Here is a 23,997-nt window from a genome sequence, read left to right on the forward strand (position 1 = left end):
GCACGAAGGCACCGGGCGCTCAGCGGACCATGCAGGGGCGCTTGTTGTCGAAGGTCCAGTTCGGAATGAGGAACTGCATCGCCTGCGCATCGTTGCGTGCACCGAGGCCATGCTTCAGGTACAGCTGGTGCGCCTTCTCGACCTCGGCCATGTCGAGCTCGATGCCCAGCCCACCGCGCGTGGGCACCTGCACGAGGCCGCCCTCGATCTGCAGCGGCGCCTTCGTGAGGCGCTGGCCGTCCTGCCAGATCCAGTGCGTGTCGATGGCCGTGACCTTGCCGGGTGCGGCCGCGGCCACATGCGTGAACATCGCGAGCGACACGTCGAAGTGGTTGTTCGAATGCGAGCCCCAGGTCAGGCCCCAGGCCTGGCACAGCTGCGCCACGCGCACCGAGCCCTGCATGGTCCAGAAGTGCGGGTCGGCCAGCGGAATGTCGACCGACTGCAGCGAGAGGCTGTGCACCATCTCGCGCCAGTCGGTGGCGACCATGTTGGTGGCGGTGGGCAGGCCGGTGGCGCGGCGAAACTCGGCCATCACCTCGCGGCCCGAGAACACGCCCTCGGCGCCGCACGGGTCTTCGGCATAGGCCATCACGCCGTGCAGGTCGCGGCACAGGCGGATGGCGTCGGCCAGCAGCCAGCCGCCGTTCGGGTCGAGCGTGACGCGCGCCTGCGGAAAGCGCGCGTGCAGCGCGCGGATCGCCTCGACCTCTTCCTCGCCGCGCAGCACGCCACCCTTGAGCTTGAAGTCGGTGAAACCGTAGCGCACGTGCGTGGCCTCGGCCAGGCGCACGATGGCCTCGGGCGTCATCGTTTCTTCGTGACGCAGGCGGAACCAGTCGTTGTCGGCGCCGGGGTCGGTCTCGTACGGCAGGTCGGTCTTGGTGCGGTCGCCCACGTAGAAGAGGTAGCCGAGCATCTGCACCGCATCGCGCTGCTGGCCTTCGCCGAGCAGCGCCGCCACGGGCACGCCCAGGTGCTGGCCCAGCAGGTCGAGCAGCGCGGCTTCGGCGGCGGTCACGGCGTGGATGGTCACGCGCAGGTCGAAGGTCTGCAGGCCGCGCCCGCCGCTGTCGCGCGCGGCAAAGGCGCTGCGCATGCGGTTGAGCACGGCGTTGTGGTTGCCGATGGGCTGGCCCACGATGAGGTCGCGCGCGTCTTCGAGCGTCTGGCGGATCTTCTCGCCGCCCGGCACCTCGCCCACGCCGGTGTGGCCGGCGCTGTCGGTGAGGATCAGCAGGTTGCGCGTGAAGAACGGACCGTGCGCGCCGCTGAGGTTCATCAGCATGCTGTCGTGGCCCGCGACGGGCACGACGCGCATGGCGGTGACGACGGGCGCGCCCGACACGACATGGGAAACGGATTCAGGACTTGTCATCTTCGGGCTGTGGCCTCAATCGGCAGTGATGTGGCGGGTGTCGATCAATGTCTTCCATCGCGCCCACTCGCGCAACTGGAAGGCGGTGAAGTCTTCGGGCGTGCTCGCGACGATTTCCAGGCCCTGGTCGAGCATGCGCTTCTTCGTCTCGGGGTCCTGCATGGCGGCGATGACCGCGTCGCTCAGCTTCTTCTTCGTGGCGGGCGGCAGACCCTTGGGTGCGGCCATGCCCTGCCACGAATAGACCTCGGCGCCCTTCACGCCGGCTTCGGCGAGCGTGGGCACGTCGGGCAGCACGGGCGAGCGCTTGTCGCCGGTGACGGCAATCGCGCGCAGCTTGCCGGCGCGGATGTGCGGCAGCACGGCGTTCACGTTCTGGAACGAGAAATCGACCTGGTTGCCCAGCAGGTCATTCACCGCCGGCGCGCCGCCCTTGTAGGGCACGTGCACGCCTTCGGTCTTGGATTGCTGCCAGAAGAGTTCAGCCGACAGGTGGTCGGACGAGCCGTTGCCCGAGCTCGCGAACGAGACCTTGCCGGGCGTCTTGCGCAACAGCGCGAGCACGTCGGCCACGGTGTGTTCGGGCCGCGCGACATTGGCGACGAGCACGTTGGGCGCCTGCACGGGCACGCTGATGTAGTCGAAGTCTTTGGTCGCGTCGTAGGGCACGCTCTTCTGCAGATGCGGCGTGACGACGAAGGCGCCGAGCGACGACACGAGCAGCGTGTAGCCGTCGGGCAGTGCGCGCCGCACGAAGCCGGTGCCGATGGTGCCGGTGGCGCCGGGTCGGTTGTCGACCACGAAGCTGCCGCCGAGCTTGCCCTGCAGCTGCTGCGCCAGCGCGCGCGCCACCATGTCGGTGGAGCCGCCGGCCGGGAACGGCACGATGATGGTCACGGGTTTCTGCTGCGGCCATGCATCGGCCTGCGCCGAAGCGTGCAGCGGCGACAGCAGCGCGGTGGCGGCGAGCGCGAAGCCCGTCGCCAAGAATTGCATTCTCTTCATGCGCGGTGGTCCGATCAGGAAGGAAGGCGCACAGCCTGGCGCGCGAGCAGCTTCCACTCGCCGCCCTGCTTCTGCCAGACGCCGAGGATCTTCAGCGCGACCTTGCCGGGCTTGCCCGAGTCGTTGGTGTCGGCCGTGAGCGTGTGGCGCACGATGGCGGTGTTTCCGTCGACGACCTTGATGGTCTGGTCGGTGATCGCGATGGTCACGAAGTCCGACTTGCGGTCGAGCAGGTCGGCGATGAAGCTGGCCTGCGTGTCGACCTTGCCGCCCGAATGGCCGTAGCTCAGGTCGTCGGCCACCAGCGCGCGTAGCGCGGCCGGCGTCGGGTCGACCATGGCGACGCGCAGCCGCTCGGCGGCCGCCGCAACTGCGGGTTCGGCCGCTGCGCCGCTGCTGCTGCCACCGCTGGCGGCACAACCCGCGAACACGGCGGTCGCTGCGGCGGCGAGCAGGAATTTTCTGATGAGCATGTCGTTGTCTCCTGTTTGTCTTGTGGTGCGGTCGACTGCGATCAGTGCGGGCTTACTGCGGGCCGAGCGTGTCGATGAGCGCCTTCAGTGCGTCCATCTCGTCGGGCTTCAGGTCGGTCAGCGGTGCGCGCACGGGGCCGGCGTCGTGGCCGACAAGCTTGGCGCCCGCCTTCACGATGCTCACGGCATAGCCGGGCACGCGGTTGCGCAGCTCCAGGTAAGGCATGAAGAAGTTCTTCAGCAGGCGGTGCTGCGTGGCCATGTCGTCGTTGGCAACCGCGTGATAGAAATCCATCGCCGTCTTCGGAATGAAGTTGAAGACCGCCGACGAGTACACGGGCGTGCCCATGGCCTTGTAGGCCGCGGCATACACCTCGGCCGTGGGCAGGCCGCCCAGGTAGGCGAAGCGGTCGCCCATCTTCTGGAAGATCGCGACCATCGCTTCGATGTCGCCCACGCCGTCCTTGAAGCCCACGAGGTTCGGGTTGCGCTCGGCCAGGCGGGCCAGCGTGTCGGGCTTGAGGCGGCTCGAGGCGCGGTTGTAGACGATCACGCCGAACTTCACGCTCTTGCACACGGCCTCGACGTGCGCGGCCAGGCCTTCCTGGCCGGCTTCGGTGAGGTAGTGCGGCAGCAGCAGGATGCCGTGCGCGCCGGCCTTCTCTGCCGCTTGCGCGCATTGGATGGCGAAGCGCGTCGGGCCGCCGGCACCGGCAATGATCGGCACCACGCCGCGGCAGGTGTCGACCGCGGTCTGGATGATGCCGGGGTACTCGTCACCCGTCAGCGAGAAGAACTCGCCCGTGCCACCCGCGGCGAACAGCGCGCTCGCGCCGTAGGGTGCCAGCCATTCGAGGCGCTCGATGTAGCCCTTCTTGTTGAAGTCGCCGTTGCTGTCGAAGTCGGTCAGCGGGAACGAGAGCAGGCCGGAGCCCATGATGGTCTTGAGTTCTTGCGGGTTCATCGGAAGTCGTCCAGTGAAAAAAGAGAAATGAGGAAAAGAAGAGAGAGGAAGAAGGGGCCGCTCAATCGAGCTTGAGATTGGCCTGCTGGATCACTTGCGCCCAGCGCGCGCGTTCCTTGGCGAAGAACTGGTCCTGCTCGGGCGCGGTCATGGTCACGACCTCGGCGCCCTGCCCCGCAAGGCGCGCCCGGATGTCGGGCGTGCGGATGATCCGGACCAGTTCCTTGTTGAGCCGGGCGATCACCGCGTCAGGGGTGCCGCGCGCTGCGACCACGCCCTGCCATGTGCCCGACTCGTAGCCGGGAACGCCCTGCTCCGCGATGGTCGGCACGCTGCCGATCAGCGGCATGCGCGTCGACTTCGACACGGCGATGAGCTTGAGCTTGCCGCTTTGCACATGCGGGTAGGTGGCCAACATGCCGTTCATGAGCACCTGCGTCTGGCCCGCGACGGTGTCGAGCACGGCCTGCACGCCGCCCTTGTAGGGCACGTACTCCCACTTGGCGCCGCTCTTGCGCTGCAACTCGACGCCGGCCAGGTGCGCGGTGCTGCCGCTGGCGGTGACGGCGAAGTTGAGGTCGCTCTTCTTCGACAGCTCGACCAGCTCCTTCAGCGTGCTGGCCTGCACCGACGGGTGCACCACCAGCAGGTGCGGCGAGTAGGCCAGCATGGCCACGCTGCGCAGGTCCTTCGACGGGTCGAACGGCAGCTTGGGGTACAGCGACGGGCTGATGGCCAGCGCGCCGAGGTCGCACAGCATGAGCGTGTGGCCGTCGGCCGGCGCCTTGGCCAGCATGTCGGCGCCGAGGTTGCCGTTGGCGCCCGCGCGGTTCTCGATGACCACGGGCTGGCCCAGCGCCTCGGACAGCGGCTGGCCGATGGCGCGCGCAATGATGTCCGACGAGCCGCCCGGCGGGTACGGCACGATGAGACGGATGGGCTTGGAAGGCCAGGTGCCGCCCGCCCCTTGCGCAAACGCGTGCAAGGGCAGGCTGGCGGCCAGTGTGGTGGCGAGGGCGGCGCCGAGCGCGCCGCGTCGGTTGACGGTCATGGGGGCTGTCTCCTGAAGTTCGATGCAGGCATGCGGGGCCGCGATGGCGCCGCATGTTATCAGTCATCGTACAACTAGAAAATCAGCTTGTCCAGACTTGAGCCCCGAAAACCCGGGGAGAACTCAGCGCGAAGGGGTGTTGTCGGACGAGGCGGCGCCGTGGCCGGCCGCCTCCGCCCTGGCTTTCTGTTGCTGAGCGGCTTCCTGCGCCATGCGCAGCCGCTCGCGGCTGTTGGTCAGGTGGATGCGCATCGCGGCGCGTGCCGACTCGGGGTCGCGGCGCGCGATGGCCGCGTAGATTTCCTCGTGCTCGCGGTTCACGCGGCTCAGGTAGCTGCCGTCCTGCACGCGGATCGCGCTGATGCGCGTGCGCGGGATGATCGTCGTGCCCAGGTGCCGCATGATGTCGGCGAAGTAGGGGTTGCCGGTCGACTGCGCGATCTCCAGGTGGAAGGCGAAGTCGGGCGCCACGGTGTCGCCGCCCACCTTGACGTTCTGCTCGAACGCGTCGAGCGCCTGGCGCATCGCGACCAGCTGCTCGTCGGTGCGCCGGCTCGCGGCCAGCCCGGCGGATTCGGTCTCCAGGCTGATGCGCAACTCGAGCACGGCGAGCACGTCGACCGAGGTCGCGATCTCGCCGGGATCGAGGCGGAACACCCCGCCCATGCCGCCCGGGCGCGGCTGCAGCACGAAGGTGCCCACGCCGTGCAGCGTCTCGACCAGCCCGCCCGCCTGCAGCTTGGACAGCGCCTCGCGCACCACGGTGCGGCTCACGCCGTAGGCCTGCATGATGGCCGACTCGGTCGGCAGCTTGTCGCCGGGGCGCAGCGACTGGCTGCGGATCTTCTCGCCCAGGTCTTCCACCAGCCCGTTCGCCAGGCCGCGCGCGCGCTGGCGCGGCCGCCCCACGAAAGCGGCGTTGCCCGCCGGGTTGTCAGCGGTCGTTGTCTGAACTTCGGGATTACCCGCAGTCGTTGAGGCCATGACGACGATCATAATCCCCTCACAGTTGTACGACAACAGATAACTTATCACCTAAAAACGGTGACGACGTTGTCCACCTCCTCCGCTTCCCCTCACACATCCCGAAGACATGTCGACGCCTGAAGCCTCCTCCCCCCAGCTTGGCCGCCTGCTGCTGACCGGCGCCGCCGGCGGCCTGGGCCGCGTGCTGCGCGAACGGCTCGCGCCTTTTGCGAACGTGATCCGCCTTTCCGACATCGCCGACATCGCGCCGGCCACGGGCGCGCATGAAGAAGTCGTGCCCTGCGACCTGTCCGACAAGGCCGCAGTCGACGCGCTGGTGGCCGGCTGCGACGCCATCGCCCATTTCGGCGGCGTGTCGGTCGAGCGCCCGTTCGAAGAAGTGCTCGAAGCCAACATCAAGGGCGTGTTCAACCTGTACGAGGCCGCGCGCCGTCACGGCGTGAAGCGCGTGGTGTTCGCCAGCTCGAACCACGTGATCGGCTTCTACAAGCAGGACGAGCACATCGACGCGCACGCCGCGCGCCGGCCCGACGGCTACTACGGCCTGTCGAAGTCCTTCGGCGAGGACATGGCGCAGTTCTACTTCGACCGCTGGGGCATCGAGACGGTGAGCATCCGCATCGGCTCGTCGTTTCCCGAGCCGCTCAACCGCCGGATGATGAGCACCTGGCTCAGCTACCGCGACCTCACGACGCTGATCGAGAAGTCGCTCTTCACGCCCGGCGTGAAGCACACGGTGGTCTACGGCATGTCGGCCAACCGCGACCTGTGGTGGGACAACGCCGCCGCCGCGCACCTGGGCTTCGTGCCGCAAGACAGCTCCGAGGTGTTCCGCGACAAGGTCGAGGCGCAGCCGAAGGTGGCGCCCACCGATCCGAACGCCATCTACCAGGGCGGCGCGTTCACCGCGCAAGGCCCGTTCGGCGACTGAACAGGCCGCACCACCGCATGCAAGCCGAACTCGTTCTCGACGCGCGCAACGGCACGGGCGAAAGCCCGGTGTGGCTGGCCGCGCAGCAGGCGCTGTACTGGGTCGACATTCCCGCGCGCACGCTCAACCGCTGGCACGCAAGCGAAGGCCATGCGCAGTGGCTCGCCGACGAAATGATTGCCTGCATCGCACCGCGCGCGGACCGGCCCGGCGAATGGATCGCCGGTATGGAAAGCGGCCTGTTCTCGCTGCGCGAGCGCACCGACGGCACGCTCGCGGCCGCGCCGCTCGCCCCGGTGGCGCACGCCGCGCCGGGCATGCGCTTCAACGACGGCCGCTGCGACCGGCAAGGCCGCTTCTGGGCCGGCACGATGCGGCTGGACATGGCCGCGGGCGCGCGCGTCGGCCGCCTGTACCGCTACGGCCCCGGCGACGACGGCGCGGCCTTGCAACTGGACGACCTGATCGTTCCCAACGGCCTGGCCTTCAGCCCCGACGGCCGCACGATGTACCTATCGGACTCGCACCCGAGCGTGCAGGCCGTCTGGGCCTTCGACTACGACACCGACACCGGCACGCCGAGCAACCGCCGTCTCTTCGTCGACATGAATCCCCTGCCCGGCCGCCCCGACGGCGCGGCGATGGACGTCGACGGCTGCTACTGGATCTGCGGCAACGACGCCGGCCTGGTGCATCGCTTCACGCCCGATGGCCGGCTCGACCGCTCGCTCGCCGTGCCGGTGAAGAAGCCCGCCATGTGCGCCTTCGGCGGCCCGACGCTCGACACGCTGTTCGTCACCTCGATCCGCCCCGGCGGCATCGACCTGTCGGACCAGCCGCTGGCCGGCGGCGTGTTCGCGCTGCGCCCCGGCGTGGCGGGCGTGCCCGAGCCGGCCTTCGGCGGCTGACCCTTTTCTTTTTCTTTCATTCACGACAACCACCAAGAGGACGAGACAAATGAAGCTCTACAAGACACTCATCGCACTTGCTGCCGGCGCGGCAGCCGCGTTGACCACGCTGGCTGCCGGCGCCACCGAGTTCCGCTCGGCCGACATCCACCCCGACGACTACCCCACCGTGACCGCCGTGAAGTTCATGAGCGAACGGCTCAAGGCGCTGTCCGGGGGCAAGCACAGCATCAAGGTCTTCAACAACAGCGCGCTCGGCAACGAGAAGGACACGATCGAGCAGACCAAGATCGGCGCGCTGCAGATGGTGCGCGTGAACATCGCGCCCATGAACAACATCTGCCCCGAGACGCAGGTGCCGACCATGCCCTTCCTGTTCCGTTCGGTCGAACACCTGCACAAGGTGCTCGACGGTCCGGTCGGCGAAGAAATCCTGAAGTCGTGCGAGAAGCAGGGCTTCGTGGGCCTGGCCTACTACGACAGCGGCGCGCGCTCGATGTTCACGGCCAAGAAGCCGGTGCGCAACTTCGCCGACATGAAGGGCCTGAAGGTCCGCGTGCAGCAGTCCGACCTGTGGGTGTCGATGCTCGAGGCCATGGGCGCCAACGCCACGCCGATGCCCATGGGCGAGGTCTACACGGGCCTGAAGACCGGCCTCATCGACGCCGCCGAAAACAACTACCCCACCTACGAAAGCGCGCGCGCCTTCGAGGTCGCCAAGTACTACAGCAAGACCGAGCACTCGATGGCGCCCGAGATGCTGCTGTTCTCCAAGCGCGCGTGGGACAAGCTCTCCACCGAAGAGCAGGGCTGGCTGCGCCAGGCCGCCAAGGAATCGGTGCCCTACATGCGCAAGCAGTGGCAGGAGCGTGAAGTGAAGTCGCTGGCCACGGTGAAGGCCGGCGGCGCCGAGATCATCGACGTCGACAAGGCCCCGTTCCAGGCCGCGATGAAACCGGTGTACGACAAGTTCATCACCGACGCGAAGCTGAAGGACCTGGTCAAGCGCGTCCAGGACACGAAGTAAACAGGGCTCGCCCCCAGGCTTCGCGCACTTCGTGACCCTGCACCCCTGCCAGGGGCCACGAAGAGGCGGAGCCTCTCCATTTTTCGCGCTGGAAATATGTACACCAAACTTTGCCGCACGCTCGCCCGTGCCTGCATGTGGTTGGGCATCCTCGGTCTCGTCGCGGTGATCTGCGCCGTGAGCTGGCAGGTGTTCGGCCGCTACGTGCTCAACAACACTCCCACCTGGGCCGAGAGCCTCGCGCTGCTGCTGGTGCTCTACGTGACCATGCTGGGCGTGGCCGTGGGCGTGCGCGACGCGGGCCACATCGGGCTCGAATCGTTCCTCGTGCTCGCACCCGACTGGCTGCGCCTGAAGATGGAATACCTCATCCACGCGCTGATCCTGCTGTTCGGCCTGGCCATGGCCTGGAACTGCGCCTCGCTCGCCGAATCGGTGTGGGACTACCGCCTGCCCACGCTGTGGATTTCCGAAGGCTGGAAGTACGTGCCCGCCGCCGTGTCGGGCGTCCTCATCGTGATGTTCTCGATCGAACACATCATCGCGCTCGCTCAAGGCCGCGAAGTCGAACCCGCCTGGGGCTGAACCTCATCATGACGACCCCTCTTCTCATTCTCTGCCTCTCGTTCACGCTGTTCCTGCTGCTCGGCGTGCCGGTGGCGTTCTCGATCGGCCTCTCGGCCCTGGCCACGCTGCTGTACGAAGGCCTGCCGCTCGCGGTGGGCTTCCAGCAGATGACCTCGGGCATGGGCATCTTCTCGTTCCTGGCCATTCCCTTCTTCATCTTCGCCGGCGAGCTGATGCTCTACGGCGGCATCGCGGACCGCATCGTCAACTTCGCGCGCAACCTCGTGGGCCACGTGCGCGGCGGCCTCGGCATGTCGAACGTGGTGGCCTGCACCCTGTTCGGCGGCGTCTCGGGCTCGCCCGTGGCGGACGTCTCGGCCATGGGCGCCGTGATGATCCCGATGATGAAGAAGGAGGGCTACCACGCCGACTACGCGGTCAACGTGACGACCCACGCGGCCCTGGTCGGCGCGCTGATGCCCACCAGCCACAACCTCATCATCTATTCGCTCGCAGCGGGCGGCAAGGTGTCGATCGCGGCGCTGATTTTGGCGGCGCTGCTGCCGGCGGCCGTGCTCACGCTGAGCAACCTCGCGGCCGCGTACCTCGTGGCCGTGAAGCGCGGCTACCCGGCCGGCAGCTTCCCCGGCTGGGCCATCGTGGCGCGCTCGTTCGCAGCGGCGCTGCCGGGCCTGTTCATCGTGGTGCTGATCCTCGGCGGAATTTTGTCGGGCATCTTCACGGCGACCGAATCGGCGGCGGTGGCGGTGCTCTATGCGCTGGCGCTCACGATCTTCGTGTACCGCACGCTGAAGTGGGAGCACTTCATCAAGGCGGCTTCGAAGGCCGTGCGCACCACGGGCGTGATCCTGCTGCTGATCGGCATCTCGAGCACCTTCGGCTACCTCATCAGCCTGTACGGCGTGGCCGAGCTCACGGGCCAGATGCTGTCGCAGGTGACGACCACGCCGTGGATGATCTTCCTGCTCATCAACATCATCCTGTTCGTGCTGGGCACCTTCCTGGACATGGCCGCGACCATCCTGCTGTGCACGCCGATCTTCCTGCCCATTGCACAGCAGTACGGAATGACCTCGGTGCAGTTCGGCGTGGTGATGCTCATCAACTGCGCGCTCGGCCTGAACACGCCGCCGGTGGGCACCACGCAGTTCGTCGGCTGTGCCATCGGCGGGGTGTCGGTGGGCACGGTGATGCGCACGATCTGGCCCTTCTACGGTGCGCTGATCTTCGCGCTCGGCGTGGTCACCTTCGTGCCGGCGTTTTCCACCTGGCTGCCCAGCCTGTTCATGGTGGTGAAGTAAAGAAAAGAGAAAGGGCCTCCCGATGGCCGATGCGAACACCCGACCGCCGCTGTACATCCGCATCCACGCGGCCGACAACGTGGCCATCGTCGCGAACGACGGCGGCCTGAAGGCCGGCACGGCCTTCGACGACGGCCTGGTGCTGGTCGACACCGTGCCCCAGGGCCACAAGGTGGCACTCGCCGACCTGGCCGAAGGCGACGCCATCCGCCGCTACAACGTGGTGATCGGCTACGCGCTCAAGGCGCTGCCGCGCGGCAGCTGGGTGCACGAGCGCGTGATGCGCATGCCGGTCGCGCCGGAGCTCGACGGCCTGCCCATCGCCACGGTCAAGCCCCCTGCCCTGCCGCCGCTCGACGGCTACACCTTCGAGGGCTACCGCAACGCCGACGGCTCGGTGGGCACGCGCAACATCCTCGCGATCACGCAGACCGTGCAGTGCGTGGCGGGCGTGACCGAGTTCGCCGTGCAGCGCATCAAGGCCGAGCTGCTGCCGAAGTACCCGCATGTGGACGACGTGGTGGCGCTCGAACACGGCTACGGCTGCGGCGTGGCCATCGACGCGCCCGACGCCATCGTGCCGATCCGCACCCTGCGCAACATCAGCCTCAACCCCAACTTCGGCGGCGAGGTGATGGTCGTGAGCCTGGGTTGCGAGAAGCTGCAGCCCGAGCGGCTGCTGCCGCCCGGCACCATCCCCATCGCCGACCAGCGCGGCACGCCCGCCGAAGAACTCGACGTGGTCTGCCTGCAGGACGACGCGCACGTGGGCTTCATGTCGATGATCGATTCGGTGATGCGCCAGGCCGACGCGCACCTCGCGCGCCTGAACCAGCGCCGGCGCGAGACCGTGCCCGCGAGCGAGCTCGTCGTGGGCGTGCAGTGCGGCGGCAGCGACGCCTTCTCGGGCGTCACCGCCAACCCGGCCGTGGGCTTTTGCACCGACCTGCTGGTGCGCGCGGGCGCCACCGTGATGTTCTCGGAAGTCACCGAGGTGCGCGACGGCATCGACCAGCTCACGTCGCGCGCGTCCACGCCTGAAGTGGCCGACGCCATGATCCGCGAGATGGCCTGGTACGACGCCTACCTCGACAAGGGCCGCGTCGACCGCAGCGCCAACACCACGCCGGGCAACAAGAAGGGCGGGCTGTCGAACATCGTCGAGAAGGCGATGGGCTCGATCGTCAAGTCGGGCTCGTCGCCGATCACCGGCGTGCTCGCGCCCGGCGAGAAGCTGACGCACAAGGGCCTCATCTACGCCGCCACGCCGGCCAGCGACTTCATCTGCGGCACGCTGCAGCTGGCGGCCGGCATGAACCTGCACGTATTCACCACCGGCCGCGGCACGCCCTACGGGCTGGCCGAGGTGCCGGTGATCAAGGTCGCCACGCGCAGCGACCTCGCGCGCCGCTGGCACGACCTGATGGACGTGAACGCAGGCCGCATCGCCGATGGCGAAGCCAGCATCGAGGACATCGGCTGGGAGATGTTCCGCCTGATGCTCGACGTGGCCAGCGGCCGCAAGAAGACCTGGGCCGAGCACTGGAAGCTGCACAACGCGCTGGTGCTGTTCAACCCGGCCCCGGTCACCTGATCGAACCACCCTCACGGAGCACAGCCATGGAAGACCTCAAGGACAAGACCGCCCTCGTCACCGGCGCCAGCACCGGCATCGGCGCCGCGGTGGCCATCGCGTTCGCCGCGCGCGGCATGCGCGTGGCCGTGCACTACAACAGCTCGGCCGATGCGGCGACCCGCGTGGTCGACACCATCCGCGCCGCCGGCGGCACGGCCTTCGCGCTGCAGGCCGACGTGCGCGACACGGCCGCGATCCGCGCCTGCGTGCAGGAAACCACGGCGCAGTTCGGCCGTATCGACGTGCTCGTGAACAACGCCGGCAGCCTGGTCAAGCGCATGCCCATCGCCGAGTTCGACGATGCGCTGTTCGACGAAGTGATGCACATCAACGCGCGCTCGGTGCTGGCCTTCTGCCGCGAGACGGTGCCGCAGATGCGCAAGCAAGGCAGCGGCGCCATCATCAACGTGACCTCGGTGGCCGCGCGCACCGGCGGCGGGCCCGGCGCCTACCTGTACGCGGGCGCCAAGGGCTTCGTGAGCACCGCCACGCACGGCCTGGCAAGGGAACTCGTGGGCGACCGCATCCGTGTGAACGCGGTGGCGCCCGGCGTGATCCAGACGCCGTTCCAGGACCGCTTCTCGACGCCCGCAATGCTCGAGACCTTCAGGACCGGCATCCCGATGGGACGCCTGGGCACGGCCGACGAATGCGTGGGCGCCTTCCTGTACCTGGCCTCCGAGCAACTCTCGGGCTACGTGACCGGGCAGGTGCTCGAAGTGAACGGCGGGCAGTACATGCCCTGACGCACTCCCCCGCCTTCTCAGCACAACAGATCAACAACGGAGACAGAGACACCATGCAAAGAAGCCAGTTCGTCCGCGGCCTTGCCGCCCTTTCGGCCACCGCCGCCCTCTCGCTCGGCCTGGCCGCGCCCGCCGCGGCGCAAGCCAACGATTTCCCGAACCGCACCATCGAGCTGCTCGTGCCCTACCAGCCCGGCGGCGGCACCGACGGGCTGGCGCGCGCGTTTTCCGAAGCGAGCCGCAAGCACATCTCGCAGAGCATCGTGATCGTCAACCGCCCTGGCGCGGGCGGCGCCATCGGCTGGACCGAGGTGATCAACGCCAAGCCCGACGGCTACAAGCTCGCCGTGCTCACGGTGGAGCTGCTCACGCTGCCGCACCTGGGCCTGGCCAAGTTCAACTACGACGACTTCCAGCCCATTGCGCAGCTCAACGCCGACCCGGCCGCGATCACCGTGAAGGCCGATGCGCCGTGGAACACCATCGAAGAGTTCCTCGCCGCCGCGAAGAAGTCGCCCGAGAGCATCCGCGTGGGCAACTCGGGCAACGGCTCGATCTGGCACCTGGCCGCCGCCGCGCTCGAAGACAAGACCGGCACCAAGTTCGGCCACATCCCGTTCCAGGGCGCCGCGCCCGCCGTGCTGGCGCTGCTGGGCGGCCACATCGAGGCCGTGGCCGTGAGCCCCGCGGAAGTCACGACGCACGTGCAGGGCGGCAAGCTCAAGGTGCTGATGGTGATGGCCGACAAGCGCGTGAAGGGCTTCGAGAAGATCCCGACCGCCAAGGAGCGCGGCATCGACCTGTCGATCGGCACGTGGCGCGGCCTGGGCGCGCCGAAGAACACGCCGCCCGAAGTGATGGCCAAGCTGCGCGAGATCACCGCCAAGACCGCCGCTGAGCCACTCATGCACGAGGTGATGGACAAGCAGAACCTGGGCTACGTCTACACCGACGGCGCGGCGTTCAAGGAAACGCTGGCCAAGGACAACGCCTACTTCAAGGCGCTGATCACCAAGCTGAACATCAAGCCGTGAACGCGACACGACAAGGAGACACAGCCATGCAACGTCGCACACTCATCCAGTCCGCCCTCGCCGCCTCGCTGGCGGCGGCCCTGCCCGCCTTCGCGCAGGGCGGCAGCACCTGGCCCACGGGCAAGGCGATCACCTACCTCGTGCCCTTTCCCGCGGGCGGCACCACCGACGTGCTGGGCCGCCTCATCGGCCAGAAGCTCGGCACCGTGCTGGGCACGAGCGTGATCATCGACAACAAGGGCGGCGCCGGCGGCAGCGTCGGCTCGGAGATCGGCGCGCGCGCCGCGCCCGACGGCTTCACGCTGGTGGGCGGCACGATCAGCTCGCACGCGATCAACGTGAGCCTGTACCCCAAGCTGGGCTACGACCCGCAGAAGTCGTTCGCGCCCGTGACGCTGATCGGCACCAACCCCGTGGTGCTGGTGGTGAACCAGGCCAGCCCCTACAAGACGCTGAAGGACGTGATCGCCGCGAGCAAGGCCAAGGCCGGTGGCCTCTCGTCGGCCTCGGCGGGCACGGGCACCTCGCAGCACCTGGCGCTGGAGCTGCTGGGCTACAAGTCGGGAGTGAAGTTCACGCACATCCCGTACAAGGGCAGCGGCCCGGCGATCCAGGACGTGATCGGCGGCCAGGTCGACATGATGTTCGACACCACCGTGGTCGCCGGCCCGCACATCCAGAGCGGCAAGCTGCGCGCCATCGCCGTCACCTCGGCCAAGCGCCTGGCCTCGATGCCCGACGTGCCCACGGTCGCCGAGTCGGGCGTGCCCGGCCTGCAGGACTTCGAGGTGGTGTCGTGGCAGGCGATCTTCGTGCCCGCGGGCACGCCGGCGCCCGTCGTCGATCGCCTGCACACCGAGATCCGCAAGATCCTCGCGACGCCCGAGATGCAGGACAAGCTCAAGGGCTTCGGCATGGAGCCCGCCGATATGACGACCGCGCAGATCGCCGCCTTCCAGAAAACGGAAGTGGAAAAGTGGGCGCAGGTGATCAAGGCCGCAGGCATCAAGGCCGACTGACCTCCCCCTCCCCCGCATCCGACAGCATCCACACCCCCACAAGCGCCCGGTGGGCGGTGCGGTGCGGACGGCCCCTCTGTGCCGCCGAGGCGCGCAGTGTTTCGCGGATCAGGGCTCGCAGCTGTTTGAGCGAAGCGAGTTCTGCGAGACCCCGCGAAACGCGAGCACCGCAGGGCAGCCGCGAAGCGGCCGGCACAGTGGGGCCGACCGCGCCGCGCCGCCCGCCGGGCGCGTGCCCCGCAAAGAGCGCCCACCCTCGCGAACCAAGGGAAGCTTCCTACGTCCCCAAGGAAAAGCGCTTTATAGAATGCCCGTCCGATTCCGCATTCCAGGCCTTTCACAACGTGTCCGATCGCTCCGCAGTTCTGCCCCAATACCTGTTCCCCAAGCAGGCCCTGACCAATTTCGCCGGCTGGGTCGCAGGCAAGGAACGAGGCGCGGTCACCACCTGGATCATTCGCCGCTTCGTTGCCAAGTACAACGTCGACATGGGCGAAGCGCTCGAGTCCGACATCCATCACTACAAGAGCTTCAACCAGTTCTTCACGCGCGCCCTCAAGCCTGGCATGCGCCCGCTCGCGCAGGCCGACCTCGTCTGCCCCGTGGACGGCGCCATCAGCCAGTTCGGCGCCATCGAGGGCGACCAGATCTTCCAGGCCAAGGGCCACAACTACACGACCACCGCGCTGGTCGGCGGCGACGCCGCGCTGGCCGCCAAGTTCGCGCACGGCAGCTTTGCCACGCTGTACCTGAGCCCCAAGGACTACCACCGCATCCACATGCCCTGCGACGGGCGGCTGGTGCGCATGATCCACGTGCCCGGCGACCTGTTCTCGGTCAACCCGACCACCGCGCGCGGCGTGCCCGGCCTGTTCGCGCGCAACGAGCGCGTGGTGTGCGTCTTCGAATCGGCGAACGGCCCCTTCGTGCTCGTGCTCGTGGGCGCCACCATCGTCGGCAGCATGGCCACCGTGTGGCACGGCGTGGTCAACCCGCCGCGCGTGGGCGAGCTGCGCGAGTGGCACTACAACGACCAGCAGATCGACATCAAGAAGGGTGACGAGATGGGCCGGTTCTTGCTGGGCTCCACCGTCGTCATGCTGTTTCCGGCGCCCGCGCTGGCCTTCAACCCGGACTGGTCGCCCACCCGCGCGATCCGCCTGGGCGAAGCCATGGCCAACTACGCCTGATTTGTGAAGCTTTGTCTCGAAACCCGCATGCTGCATGCCTGCACAGCTATAAAACCAGTAGCATCCTGATCCTTCGCGCTATAGTCGTCGGCCAGCCAGACGGTCCATGACGACCAATCACAAACAAGAGTGCGCCGCCCCGGCCCGCCCCCGGCCGACGGTCCGCCCAGCTTCGAGGAGATGATGTCGATGAGTACCAAGGAAAACGCAGCCATCAGCCAGTTGCTCGCCCTGCTCGAAGCCCGCTATGCGCTGCGTGTGCTGTGGGCCCTGCGCGACGGCCACGCCCAGACCTTCCGGCTGCTGCAGGACAGCGTCGGCGGCATCACTCCCAACACCCTCAACACCCGCATCAAGGAATTGCGCGAAGCCGGCGTCGTGAGCCACGGCAGCGACGGCTACTGCCTCACGCTGAGCGGGCAGGACCTGCTCAAGCGCCTGTCCGACCTGCAGGCCTTCGCGGCCAAGTGGCAGCTCGGGCAGAGCAAGAAGGCCGCGGGGCCCGCCGCCGCTCAGCCTGCATCGGCCGAGGCCTCCTCGCCCGCGGCACCCGCTGCGCCGGCGCCTTCCGCCCCCGACGAAGCACCTCCCGCAGCCACGCCGCCCGGCTCCGACAGCCAGGGCTGAAGCGGGGGCCCGCCGGGCCTCGGTAAACTCCGCGCCTCCGATTCCTCTCCCATTTCATCGACGCAAGGAGCGTTTCCCATGCCCACCACCCCCTCCGGCCTGCAATACGAAGACACCGAAGTCGGCACCGGCGCCGAAGCCAAGGCCGGCCATCACGTGCATGTGCACTACACCGGCTGGCTCTTCAACGACGGCGTGCAAGGCGCCAAGTTCGACTCCAGCCGCGACCGCAACGACCCCTTCGCGTTCTCGCTGGGCGCCGGCCAGGTCATCAAGGGCTGGGACGAAGGCGTCGCCGGCATGAAGATCGGTGGCAAGCGCACGCTGATCATCCCCGCCTCGCTGGGCTACGGTGCCCGCGGCGCCGGCGGCGTGATCCCCCCGAACGCCACCCTGAAGTTCGACGTCGAGCTCCTCGACGCACATTGAGGCTCGCCCCCAGGCTGCGCGGCACTTCGTGTCCGCTTCGCCAACCCCCTACCGGGGGCGACACCTGAGGCCCGGCGAAGCCGGTTCCTCGGTGTCTCTCGCGAAAGCCACTTCGCACCCCTCTTGCGGCCGCTTTGGCCGCATTTTTACGCTTGAAAAGCCCTAGAGCAGCCCCAAGTGGCTGGCTGTGTTTGTTTTCCGGCGCACGCCGGTTCTTTGAAAAATGTCTGACCCGCAACAATCCGCACAGAATTCTCAAATGCTGCAAGGCGAGCCCAGTCCCGAAGAACTGGAGGCCGCGCAAGCCGCCAACGAAGCCGAGGCGCTCGACGCCCTGGCCGTGGCACAAGGCGAGCTGGCTGCCCTGCAGACCAAGAATGCCGAGCTGGCCGACCAGTACCTGCGCGCCCAGGCCGACGTGCAGAACGCCCGCCGCCGCGCCGACGACGAGATCACCAAGGCCCGCAAGTTCGCGGTCGAAGCCTTTGCCGAGAGCCTGCTGCCGGTGACCGACAGCCTCGAAGCCGGCCTGGCCGTCAAGGACGCCACGCCCGAGCAGATCCGCGAAGGCGCCGAGGCCACGTTGCGCCAGCTCAAGAGCGCCCTCGAACGCAACAAGGTGATCGAAGTGGCCCCCGCTGCCGGCGACAAGTTCGACCCGCACCTGCACCAGGCCATCTCGATGGTGCCCGCCGACCAGGACGCCAACACCGTGGTCGGCCTGCTGCAAAAGGGCTACACGATCAACGAGCGCGTGCTGCGCCCGGCGCTGGTCACCGTGGCCGCCCCGAAGTAAATCGGCACTGCCCCACAAGATTCCCACAGGAAATCCCCGCGTCGTCCCTTGAATCGCACCGGGTTATCCACAAGTTCATAACAACATATTTTTCCGAATTTCAGGAGTAAGAACATGGCAAAGATCATCGGCATCGACCTCGGCACCACCAACTCGTGCGTGTCGATCATGGAAGGCAACACCACGCGTGTGATCGAGAACTCGGAAGGTGCGCGCACCACGCCGTCGATCGTCGCGTACCAGGAAGACGGTGAAGTCTTGGTCGGTGCCTCGGCCAAGCGCCAGGCCGTCACCAACCCCAAGAACACGCTGTACGCGATCAAGCGCCTGATCGGCCGCAAGTTCGAGGAAAAGGAAGTCCAGAAGGACATCGACCTGATGCCCTACACCATCGCCAAGGCCGACAACGGCGACGCATGGGTGGAAGTGCGCGGCAAGAAGATGGCTCCGCAGCAGGTCAGCGCCGACATCCTGCGCAAGATGAAGAAGACCGCCGAAGACTACCTCGGCGAAGCCGTGACCGAAGCCGTGATCACGGTGCCGGCGTACTTCAACGACGCACAGCGCCAAGCCACCAAGGACGCCGGCCGCATCGCGGGCCTGGACGTCAAGCGCATCATCAACGAACCCACCGCTGCAGCCCTGGCCTTCGGCCTGGACAAGCAGGACAAGGCCGACCGCAAGATCGCCGTGTATGACCTGGGCGGCGGTACCTTCGACGTGTCGATCATCGAGATCGCGGACGTCGACGGCGAGAAGCAGTTCGAAGTGCTGTCGACCAACGGCGACACCTTCCTGGGCGGCGAAGACTTCGACCAGCGCATCATCGACTACATCATCGGCGAGTTCAAAAAGGAACAAGGCGTCGACCTGAGCAAGGACGTGCTGGCCCTGCAGCGCCTGAAGGAAGCCGCTGAAAAGGCCAAGATCGAGCTGTCGAACAGCGCGCAGACCGACATCAACCTGCCGTACATCACGGCCGATGCCACCGGTCCGAAGCACCTGAACATCAAGCTCACCCGCGCCAAGCTGGAAAGCCTGGTCGACGAGCTGGTCGAGCGCACCATCGCGCCTTGCCGCCTGGCCATCAAGGACGCCGGCATCAGCGTGAGCGACATCAACGACGTGATCCTGGTCGGCGGCATGACCCGCATGCCCAAGGTGCAGGAAAAGGTGAAGGCCTTCTTCGGCAAGGAACCGCGCAAGGACGTGAACCCCGACGAAGCCGTGGCTGTCGGCGCCGCCATCCAGGGCCAGGTGCTCTCGGGCGACCGCAAGGACGTGCTGCTGCTCGACGTGACCCCGCTGTCGCTGGGCATCGAGACCATGGGTGGCGTGATGACCAAGATGATCACGAAGAACACCACGATCCCGACGAAGTTCGCACAGACCTTCTCGACCGCCGAAGACAACCAGCCGGCCGTGACGATCAAGGTGTTCCAGGGCGAGCGTGAAATCGCTTCGGGCAACAAGGCCCTGGGCGAGTTCAACCTCGAGGGCATTCCGCCTGCATCGCGCGGCACGCCGCAGATCGAGGTGAGCTTCGACATCGACGCCAACGGCATCCTGCACGTGGGCGCCAAGGACAAGGGCACCGGCAAGGAAAACAAGATCACCATCAAGGCGAACTCGGGCTTGAGCGAAGACGAGATCCAGAAGATGGTGAAGGACGCCGAGCTCAACGCCGAAGACGACAAGAAGAAGCTCGAACTCGTGCAGGCGCGCAACCAGGGCGAAGCCATGGTGCACAGCGTGAAGAAGTCGCTCGGCGAGCATGGGGCCAGCCTCGAAGCCGCCGAGAAGGACGCGATCGAAGCCGCGATCAAGGACGTCGAAGAAGCCCTCAAGGGTGAAGACAAGACCGCGATCGAGGAAAAGACCAACACGCTGATGACCGCGAGCCAGAAGCTCGGCGAGAAGATGTATGCCGAATCGCAGGCCGCCGCGGCCAGCGCCTCGGCAGCCACCGGCCCGGCAGGCGCGGAAGCTGCGGCACATGCCCAGGCTGACGACAACGTGGTCGACGCCGAAGTCAAGGAAGTGAAGAAGGGCTGATCCCCTGCCCTTCATGCAAGGCTGGAACACCTGAACAGGTGCTCCAGCCTTTCTCGCTTCCAGTTCCCCGAGTTCCCGCCGCCCGACCGAATCTGCTGCCATGGCCACCAAACGCGACTACTACGAAACCCTCGGCGTTCCCAAGAACGCGAACGAGGACGAAATCAAGAAGGCTTATCGCAAGCTTGCGATGAAGCACCACCCCGACCGCAACCACGGCGACACCAGCAAGGACGCCGAGGCCAAGTTCAAGGAGGTGAAGGAAGCCTACGAGATGCTGTCGGACGGCCAGAAGCGCGCCGCCTACGACCAGTACGGCCATGCCGGCGTCGACCCCAACATGCGCGGCGGTCCGGGCGCGGAAGGCTTCGGCGGCTTCGCGGAAGCCTTCGGCGACATCTTCGGCGACGTGTTCGGCGGTGGCGGCCGTGGCCGCACCAGCAGCGGACGCCAGGTGTTCCGCGGCAGCGACCTGAGCTACGCGATGGAAGTCACGCTCGAGGAAGCCGCGGAGGGCAAGGACGCCCAGATCCGCATCCCGAGCTGGGACGACTGCGGTACCTGCCACGGCTCCGGCGCCAAGCCCGGCACCAAGCCCATCACCTGCACCACCTGCCACGGCGCGGGCGCCGTGCAGATGCGCCAGGGCTTCTTCAGCGTGCAGCAGACCTGCCCGACCTGCCACGGCAGCGGCAAGATCGTTCCCGACCCGTGCACCGTGTGCCACGGCCAGGGCAAGATCAAGAACAACAAGACGCTCGAAGTGAAGATTCCGGCCGGCATCGACGACGGCATGCGCATCCGCAGCACCGGCAACGGCGAGCCCGGCACCAACGGCGGGCCGCCCGGCGACCTGTACATCGAGATCCGCCTCAAGAAGCACGACCTGTTCGAACGCGACGGCGACGACCTGCACTGCGTGGTACCCGTGAGCGTCACCACTGCAGCGCTCGGCGGCGAGATCAACGTGCCGACGCTCAAAGGCGCGGCCGCCATCGACATTCCCGACGGCACGCAAAGCGGCAAGCAGTTCCGCCTGCGCGGCAAGGGCATCAAGGGCGTGCGTTCGAGCTACCCGGGCGACCTGTACTGCCACGTGCGCGTGGAAACGCCGGTGAAGCTCACCGAGCACCAGCGCAAGCTGCTCAAGGAACTCGACGAATCGCTCAAGAAGGGTGGCGAGAAGCACAGCCCGACCGACAAGGGCTGGTTCGACAAGGCCAAGGAATTCTTCAGCTGATGTTGCTGCTGACGCGCTGACGACGCTCGTCAGCGACGGGCCGACGCCCTGTCGGCCCGCTGCGTGCCCTCTTTCGGCCGCCTCCGCCCTCCGGCGGCGCGCCAGGCACGCGAACGGTGCTCCCCGCACCGTTGCGGAACGCCGCCGACCGGCGCCCGCGTTGTCTTCCCACGTTGCCATGCGCCAGCCACTCGCCACAGGAGTGGCGCGGGGATTGCTTTAATGTTTTTTTGGATATGCAATAAACCAAACGACAGGTCGCGCGTTATTGCTGAAAGGCATCGGCTTTATTGAACCCGGGTTCAATTAGGAAAGGTGTTCGCCACAGAATTTCAATGAGGACGATAGCCATTCGGCATAGTCATTTCATCCGGGGACAATTACGCGAGCGCGAGCTTTTCAATTTAACAGAAACACGAATAGAAGTTCCTTGTTTTCCGAGGAACTTTACTCGGCAGAGGGGTTCAGAATAAATAAAACATTTGCCCGGTTCATTCTTTGCTTTATGCTGATTGAACCGATTGTGTAGATAGTGTGTAAGGGAGTTTTCCACGGCATACGGCCATGGGCGGGGCCCCTCTTCCAAGAGGAGCGACGCAGTCTCTGGCTGTAGGCATCGGGGTCAAAAGCCCCGCCGACCTGAAGGAGGCGCGACCATGGACGTGATCAGCAACTTTGCAGCCCGCTACGAACGCACCCGCGAGGAAGTTCTCTCGCTGCAGGAATATCTGGATATCTGCAAACGCGATCCGACGGCATATGCAACGGCCTCCGAACGAATGCTCCAGGCCATTGGCGAGCCGGAACTGGTAGATACCCGCAATGACCCCCGTCTTTCGCGCATCTTCGCGAACAAGGTCATCAAGATCTATCCGGCGTTCAAGGAGTTCTATGGCATGGAAGATGCCATCGAGCAGGTGGTGTCCTATTTCCGCCACGCCGCGCAGGGACTCGAAGAAAAGAAGCAAATCCTTTACCTGCTGGGGCCCGTCGGCGGCGGCAAGAGCTCGATCGCGGAGCGCCTGAAGCAGCTCATGGAGCACGTGCCCTTCTATGCGATCCACGGCTCCCCGGTGAACGAATCGCCCCTCGGGCTCTTCGACACCCTCGAAGACGGCGAGATCCTCGAAAAAGAGTACGGCATCCCCGTGCGCTACCTGAACCGCATCCTGTCGCCCTGGGCCGTCAAGCGCCTCGAGGAGTACGGCGGCGACATCCGCCAGTTCAAGGTGGTCAAGCGCTACCCCTCGGTGCTGCGCCAGATCGCGGTCGCCAAGACCGAGCCCGGCGACGAGAACAACCAGGACATCTCTTCGCTGGTCGGCAAGGTCGACATCCGCAAGCTCGAGACCTACGCCCAGGACGACCCCGACGCGTATGCCTACTCCGGCGGCCTGTGCCTGGCCAACCAAGGCCTGCTCGAGTTCGTGGAAATGTTCAAGGCGCCCATCAAGGTGCTGCACCCGCTGCTCACGGCCACGCAGGAAAGCAACTTCAAGGGCACCGAAGGCTTCGGCGCCATTCCCTTCGACGGCATCGTGCTGGCCCACAGCAACGAGAGCGAGTGGAAGGCGTTCCGCAACAACAAGAACAACGAGGCTTTCCTCGACCGGATCTACATCGTGAAGGTGCCGTACTGCCTGCGTGCCTCCGAAGAGATCAAGATCTACGAGAAGCTGGTGCGCAACTCCTCGCTGGCCAAGGCCCCGTGCGCGCCCGGCACCTTGCGCATGATGGCGCAGCTGTCGGTGCTCACGCGCCTGAAGGAGCCCGAGAACTCCAGCACCTTCAGCAAGATGCAGGTGTACGACGGTGAGAACCTGAAGGACACCGACCCCAAGGCCAAGTCGATCCAGGAGTACCGCGACTACGCGGGCGTCGACGAAGGCATGAGCGGCGTCTCCACGCGCTTCGCCTTCAAGATCATCTCCAAGGTCTTCAACTTCGACAGCACCGAGGTGGCCGCCAACCCGGTGCACCTGATGTATGTGCTCGAACAGCAGATCGAGCGCGAGCAGTTTCCGCCGGAAACCGAGCAGAAGTACATCAGCTACATCAAGGAGCTGCTGGCGCCGCGCTATGCCGAGTTCATCGGCAAGGAGATCCAGACCGCCTACCTGGAAAGCTACAGCGAGTACGGCCAGAACATCTTCGACCGCTACGTGACCTACGCCGACTACTGGATCCAGGACCAGGAGTTCCGCGACGTCGACACCGGCGAAGTGTTCGACCGGGCCTCGCTCAACGGCGAGCTCGAGAAGATCGAGCGGCCCGCCGGCATCGGCAACCCGAAGGACTTCCGCAACGAGATCGTCAACTTCGTGCTGCGCGCACGGGCCGGCAACGCGGGGCGCAACCCGGCGTGGACCAGCTACGAGAAGCTGCGCGCAGTCATCGAGAAGAAGATGTTCTCCAACACCGAAGAACTGCTGCCGGTGATCAGCTTCAACACCAAGAGCAGTGCCGACGAGCAGAAGAAGCACGAAGACTTCGTGACCCGCATGGTCGAGAAGGGCTACACGGCCAAGCAGGTCCGGCTTCTGTGCGAGTGGTACCTGCGGGTGCGCAAGAGTTCATAGCGGACAGCGGGAACAACGGACGCGTGCGAAGGA

The 23,997-nt window shown here is 66.5% G+C and carries 21 protein-coding genes and 1 pseudogene; 16 read left to right on the forward strand and 6 right to left on the reverse strand.

Going from position 1 to position 23,997, the window contains the following annotated elements; all coding sequences use genetic code 11:
• Positions 1-19: 19 nt before the first annotated feature.
• The 6 genes from gudD to AC07O4_RS24660 form a co-directional block, all read right to left on the reverse strand.
• Positions 20-1,378, reverse strand: coding sequence for a glucarate dehydratase (gudD, locus tag AC07O4_RS24635; RefSeq protein ID WP_495305904.1), 1,359 nt, complete (start codon positions 1,376-1,378; stop codon positions 20-22).
• Positions 1,379-1,393: 15 nt separating this feature from the next.
• Positions 1,394-2,383 carry a Bug family tripartite tricarboxylate transporter substrate binding protein gene (locus AC07O4_RS24640; protein ID WP_495305905.1) on the reverse strand — a complete coding sequence of 330 codons (990 nt, stop codon included), beginning with the start codon at positions 2,381-2,383 and terminating at the stop codon, positions 1,394-1,396.
• Between the two features lie 14 nt (positions 2,384-2,397).
• The gene (locus AC07O4_RS24645; protein ID WP_139706626.1) at positions 2,398-2,856 is read right to left on the reverse strand and encodes a nuclear transport factor 2 family protein; all 459 of its coding nucleotides are present in this window, start codon (positions 2,854-2,856) and stop codon (positions 2,398-2,400) included.
• 52 nt (positions 2,857-2,908) lie between these two features.
• Positions 2,909-3,820 carry a 5-dehydro-4-deoxyglucarate dehydratase gene (kdgD, locus tag AC07O4_RS24650; RefSeq protein ID WP_062470656.1) on the reverse strand — a complete coding sequence of 304 codons (912 nt, stop codon included), beginning with the start codon at positions 3,818-3,820 and terminating at the stop codon, positions 2,909-2,911.
• A 61-nt stretch (positions 3,821-3,881) separates the two neighbouring features.
• Positions 3,882-4,871, reverse strand: a complete 990-nt coding sequence (locus tag AC07O4_RS24655; RefSeq protein WP_095950647.1) for a Bug family tripartite tricarboxylate transporter substrate binding protein — start codon at positions 4,869-4,871, stop codon at positions 3,882-3,884.
• 123 nt (positions 4,872-4,994) lie between these two features.
• Complete coding sequence (locus AC07O4_RS24660) at positions 4,995-5,855, reverse strand: FadR/GntR family transcriptional regulator (protein ID WP_495262792.1); 861 nt, start codon at positions 5,853-5,855, stop codon at positions 4,995-4,997.
• A gap of 109 nt (positions 5,856-5,964) precedes the next feature.
• On the opposite strand from AC07O4_RS24660, the gene AC07O4_RS24665 reads away from it, so the two are divergent.
• From AC07O4_RS24665 to AC07O4_RS24740, 16 genes and pseudogenes are all read left to right on the forward strand, one after another.
• On the forward strand, positions 5,965-6,789 hold the full coding sequence (locus AC07O4_RS24665; RefSeq protein ID WP_495305906.1) for an NAD-dependent epimerase/dehydratase family protein: 825 nt from the start codon (positions 5,965-5,967) through the stop codon (positions 6,787-6,789).
• 17 nt (positions 6,790-6,806) lie between these two features.
• Positions 6,807-7,697 carry an SMP-30/gluconolactonase/LRE family protein gene (locus AC07O4_RS24670; protein ID WP_495305907.1) on the forward strand — a complete coding sequence of 297 codons (891 nt, stop codon included), beginning with the start codon at positions 6,807-6,809 and terminating at the stop codon, positions 7,695-7,697.
• 49 nt (positions 7,698-7,746) lie between these two features.
• Complete coding sequence (locus AC07O4_RS24675; RefSeq protein WP_307585981.1) at positions 7,747-8,724, forward strand: TRAP transporter substrate-binding protein; 978 nt, start codon at positions 7,747-7,749, stop codon at positions 8,722-8,724.
• A gap of 96 nt (positions 8,725-8,820) precedes the next feature.
• The gene (locus AC07O4_RS24680) at positions 8,821-9,309 is read left to right on the forward strand and encodes a TRAP transporter small permease (RefSeq protein WP_062470671.1); all 489 of its coding nucleotides are present in this window, start codon (positions 8,821-8,823) and stop codon (positions 9,307-9,309) included.
• 8 nt (positions 9,310-9,317) lie between these two features.
• A complete protein-coding gene (locus AC07O4_RS24685) occupies positions 9,318-10,613 on the forward strand; it encodes a TRAP transporter large permease (protein WP_070059673.1) in 1,296 nt (431 codons plus the stop codon).
• Positions 10,614-10,635: 22 nt separating this feature from the next.
• On the forward strand, positions 10,636-12,207 hold the full coding sequence (garD, locus tag AC07O4_RS24690) for a galactarate dehydratase (RefSeq protein WP_495305908.1): 1,572 nt from the start codon (positions 10,636-10,638) through the stop codon (positions 12,205-12,207).
• A 26-nt stretch (positions 12,208-12,233) separates the two neighbouring features.
• Positions 12,234-12,995, forward strand: coding sequence for an SDR family NAD(P)-dependent oxidoreductase (locus AC07O4_RS24695; protein WP_495299286.1), 762 nt, complete (start codon positions 12,234-12,236; stop codon positions 12,993-12,995).
• Positions 12,996-13,048: 53 nt separating this feature from the next.
• Entirely contained in the window at positions 13,049-14,029 is a 981-nt protein-coding gene (locus AC07O4_RS24700) for a tripartite tricarboxylate transporter substrate binding protein (RefSeq protein ID WP_495305909.1), read from the forward strand.
• 26 nt (positions 14,030-14,055) lie between these two features.
• Positions 14,056-15,048 (forward strand): Bug family tripartite tricarboxylate transporter substrate binding protein, encoded by a 993-nt coding sequence (locus AC07O4_RS24705; protein ID WP_495305910.1) that lies wholly within the window; start codon positions 14,056-14,058, stop codon positions 15,046-15,048.
• 344 nt (positions 15,049-15,392) lie between these two features.
• The gene (gene asd, locus AC07O4_RS24710; protein ID WP_070059678.1) at positions 15,393-16,238 is read left to right on the forward strand and encodes an archaetidylserine decarboxylase; all 846 of its coding nucleotides are present in this window, start codon (positions 15,393-15,395) and stop codon (positions 16,236-16,238) included.
• Between the two features lie 189 nt (positions 16,239-16,427).
• Positions 16,428-16,730, forward strand: a pseudogene (locus AC07O4_RS24715) (winged helix-turn-helix transcriptional regulator); the annotation flags it as partial.
• A gap of 213 nt (positions 16,731-16,943) precedes the next feature.
• The gene (locus tag AC07O4_RS24720; RefSeq protein ID WP_159277610.1) at positions 16,944-17,294 is read left to right on the forward strand and encodes an FKBP-type peptidyl-prolyl cis-trans isomerase; all 351 of its coding nucleotides are present in this window, start codon (positions 16,944-16,946) and stop codon (positions 17,292-17,294) included.
• 223 nt (positions 17,295-17,517) lie between these two features.
• A complete protein-coding gene (gene grpE, locus AC07O4_RS24725; protein WP_082817966.1) occupies positions 17,518-18,090 on the forward strand; it encodes a nucleotide exchange factor GrpE in 573 nt (190 codons plus the stop codon).
• Positions 18,091-18,204: 114 nt separating this feature from the next.
• Entirely contained in the window at positions 18,205-20,145 is a 1,941-nt protein-coding gene (gene dnaK, locus AC07O4_RS24730; RefSeq protein WP_495305911.1) for a molecular chaperone DnaK, read from the forward strand.
• Between the two features lie 100 nt (positions 20,146-20,245).
• On the forward strand, positions 20,246-21,385 hold the full coding sequence (gene dnaJ, locus AC07O4_RS24735) for a molecular chaperone DnaJ (protein ID WP_095744576.1): 1,140 nt from the start codon (positions 20,246-20,248) through the stop codon (positions 21,383-21,385).
• A 656-nt stretch (positions 21,386-22,041) separates the two neighbouring features.
• Positions 22,042-23,964, forward strand: a complete 1,923-nt coding sequence (locus AC07O4_RS24740; protein ID WP_062470701.1) for a PrkA family serine protein kinase — start codon at positions 22,042-22,044, stop codon at positions 23,962-23,964.
• Positions 23,965-23,997 lie beyond the last annotated feature (33 nt).

The organism is Variovorax sp. GW821-FHT09D04 (genome assembly GCF_059416405.1).

Bases quoted from the DNA above. Each gene is read 5' to 3' on its own strand.
- AC07O4_RS24680 (WP_062470671.1), top strand. From the start codon at position 8,821: ATGTACACCAAACTTTGCCGCACGCTCGCCCGTGCCTGCATGTGGTTG.
- AC07O4_RS24645 (WP_139706626.1), bottom strand. From the start codon at position 2,856: ATGCTCATCAGAAAATTCCTGCTCGCCGCCGCAGCGACCGCCGTGTTC.
- AC07O4_RS24695 (WP_495299286.1), top strand. From the start codon at position 12,234: ATGGAAGACCTCAAGGACAAGACCGCCCTCGTCACCGGCGCCAGCACC.
- kdgD (WP_062470656.1), bottom strand. From the start codon at position 3,820: ATGAACCCGCAAGAACTCAAGACCATCATGGGCTCCGGCCTGCTCTCG.
- AC07O4_RS24660 (WP_495262792.1), bottom strand. From the start codon at position 5,855: ATGGCCTCAACGACTGCGGGTAATCCCGAAGTTCAGACAACGACCGCT.
- AC07O4_RS24740 (WP_062470701.1), top strand. From the start codon at position 22,042: ATGGACGTGATCAGCAACTTTGCAGCCCGCTACGAACGCACCCGCGAG.
- AC07O4_RS24700 (WP_495305909.1), top strand. From the start codon at position 13,049: ATGCAAAGAAGCCAGTTCGTCCGCGGCCTTGCCGCCCTTTCGGCCACC.
- AC07O4_RS24665 (WP_495305906.1), top strand. From the start codon at position 5,965: ATGTCGACGCCTGAAGCCTCCTCCCCCCAGCTTGGCCGCCTGCTGCTG.
- dnaK (WP_495305911.1), top strand. From the start codon at position 18,205: ATGGCAAAGATCATCGGCATCGACCTCGGCACCACCAACTCGTGCGTG.
- AC07O4_RS24675 (WP_307585981.1), top strand. From the start codon at position 7,747: ATGAAGCTCTACAAGACACTCATCGCACTTGCTGCCGGCGCGGCAGCC.
- dnaJ (WP_095744576.1), top strand. From the start codon at position 20,246: ATGGCCACCAAACGCGACTACTACGAAACCCTCGGCGTTCCCAAGAAC.
- AC07O4_RS24705 (WP_495305910.1), top strand. From the start codon at position 14,056: ATGCAACGTCGCACACTCATCCAGTCCGCCCTCGCCGCCTCGCTGGCG.
- gudD (WP_495305904.1), bottom strand. From the start codon at position 1,378: ATGACAAGTCCTGAATCCGTTTCCCATGTCGTGTCGGGCGCGCCCGTC.
- garD (WP_495305908.1), top strand. From the start codon at position 10,636: ATGGCCGATGCGAACACCCGACCGCCGCTGTACATCCGCATCCACGCG.
- grpE (WP_082817966.1), top strand. From the start codon at position 17,518: ATGTCTGACCCGCAACAATCCGCACAGAATTCTCAAATGCTGCAAGGC.
- AC07O4_RS24670 (WP_495305907.1), top strand. From the start codon at position 6,807: ATGCAAGCCGAACTCGTTCTCGACGCGCGCAACGGCACGGGCGAAAGC.
- AC07O4_RS24655 (WP_095950647.1), bottom strand. From the start codon at position 4,871: ATGACCGTCAACCGACGCGGCGCGCTCGGCGCCGCCCTCGCCACCACA.
- AC07O4_RS24640 (WP_495305905.1), bottom strand. From the start codon at position 2,383: ATGAAGAGAATGCAATTCTTGGCGACGGGCTTCGCGCTCGCCGCCACC.
- AC07O4_RS24685 (WP_070059673.1), top strand. From the start codon at position 9,318: ATGACGACCCCTCTTCTCATTCTCTGCCTCTCGTTCACGCTGTTCCTG.
- AC07O4_RS24720 (WP_159277610.1), top strand. From the start codon at position 16,944: ATGCCCACCACCCCCTCCGGCCTGCAATACGAAGACACCGAAGTCGGC.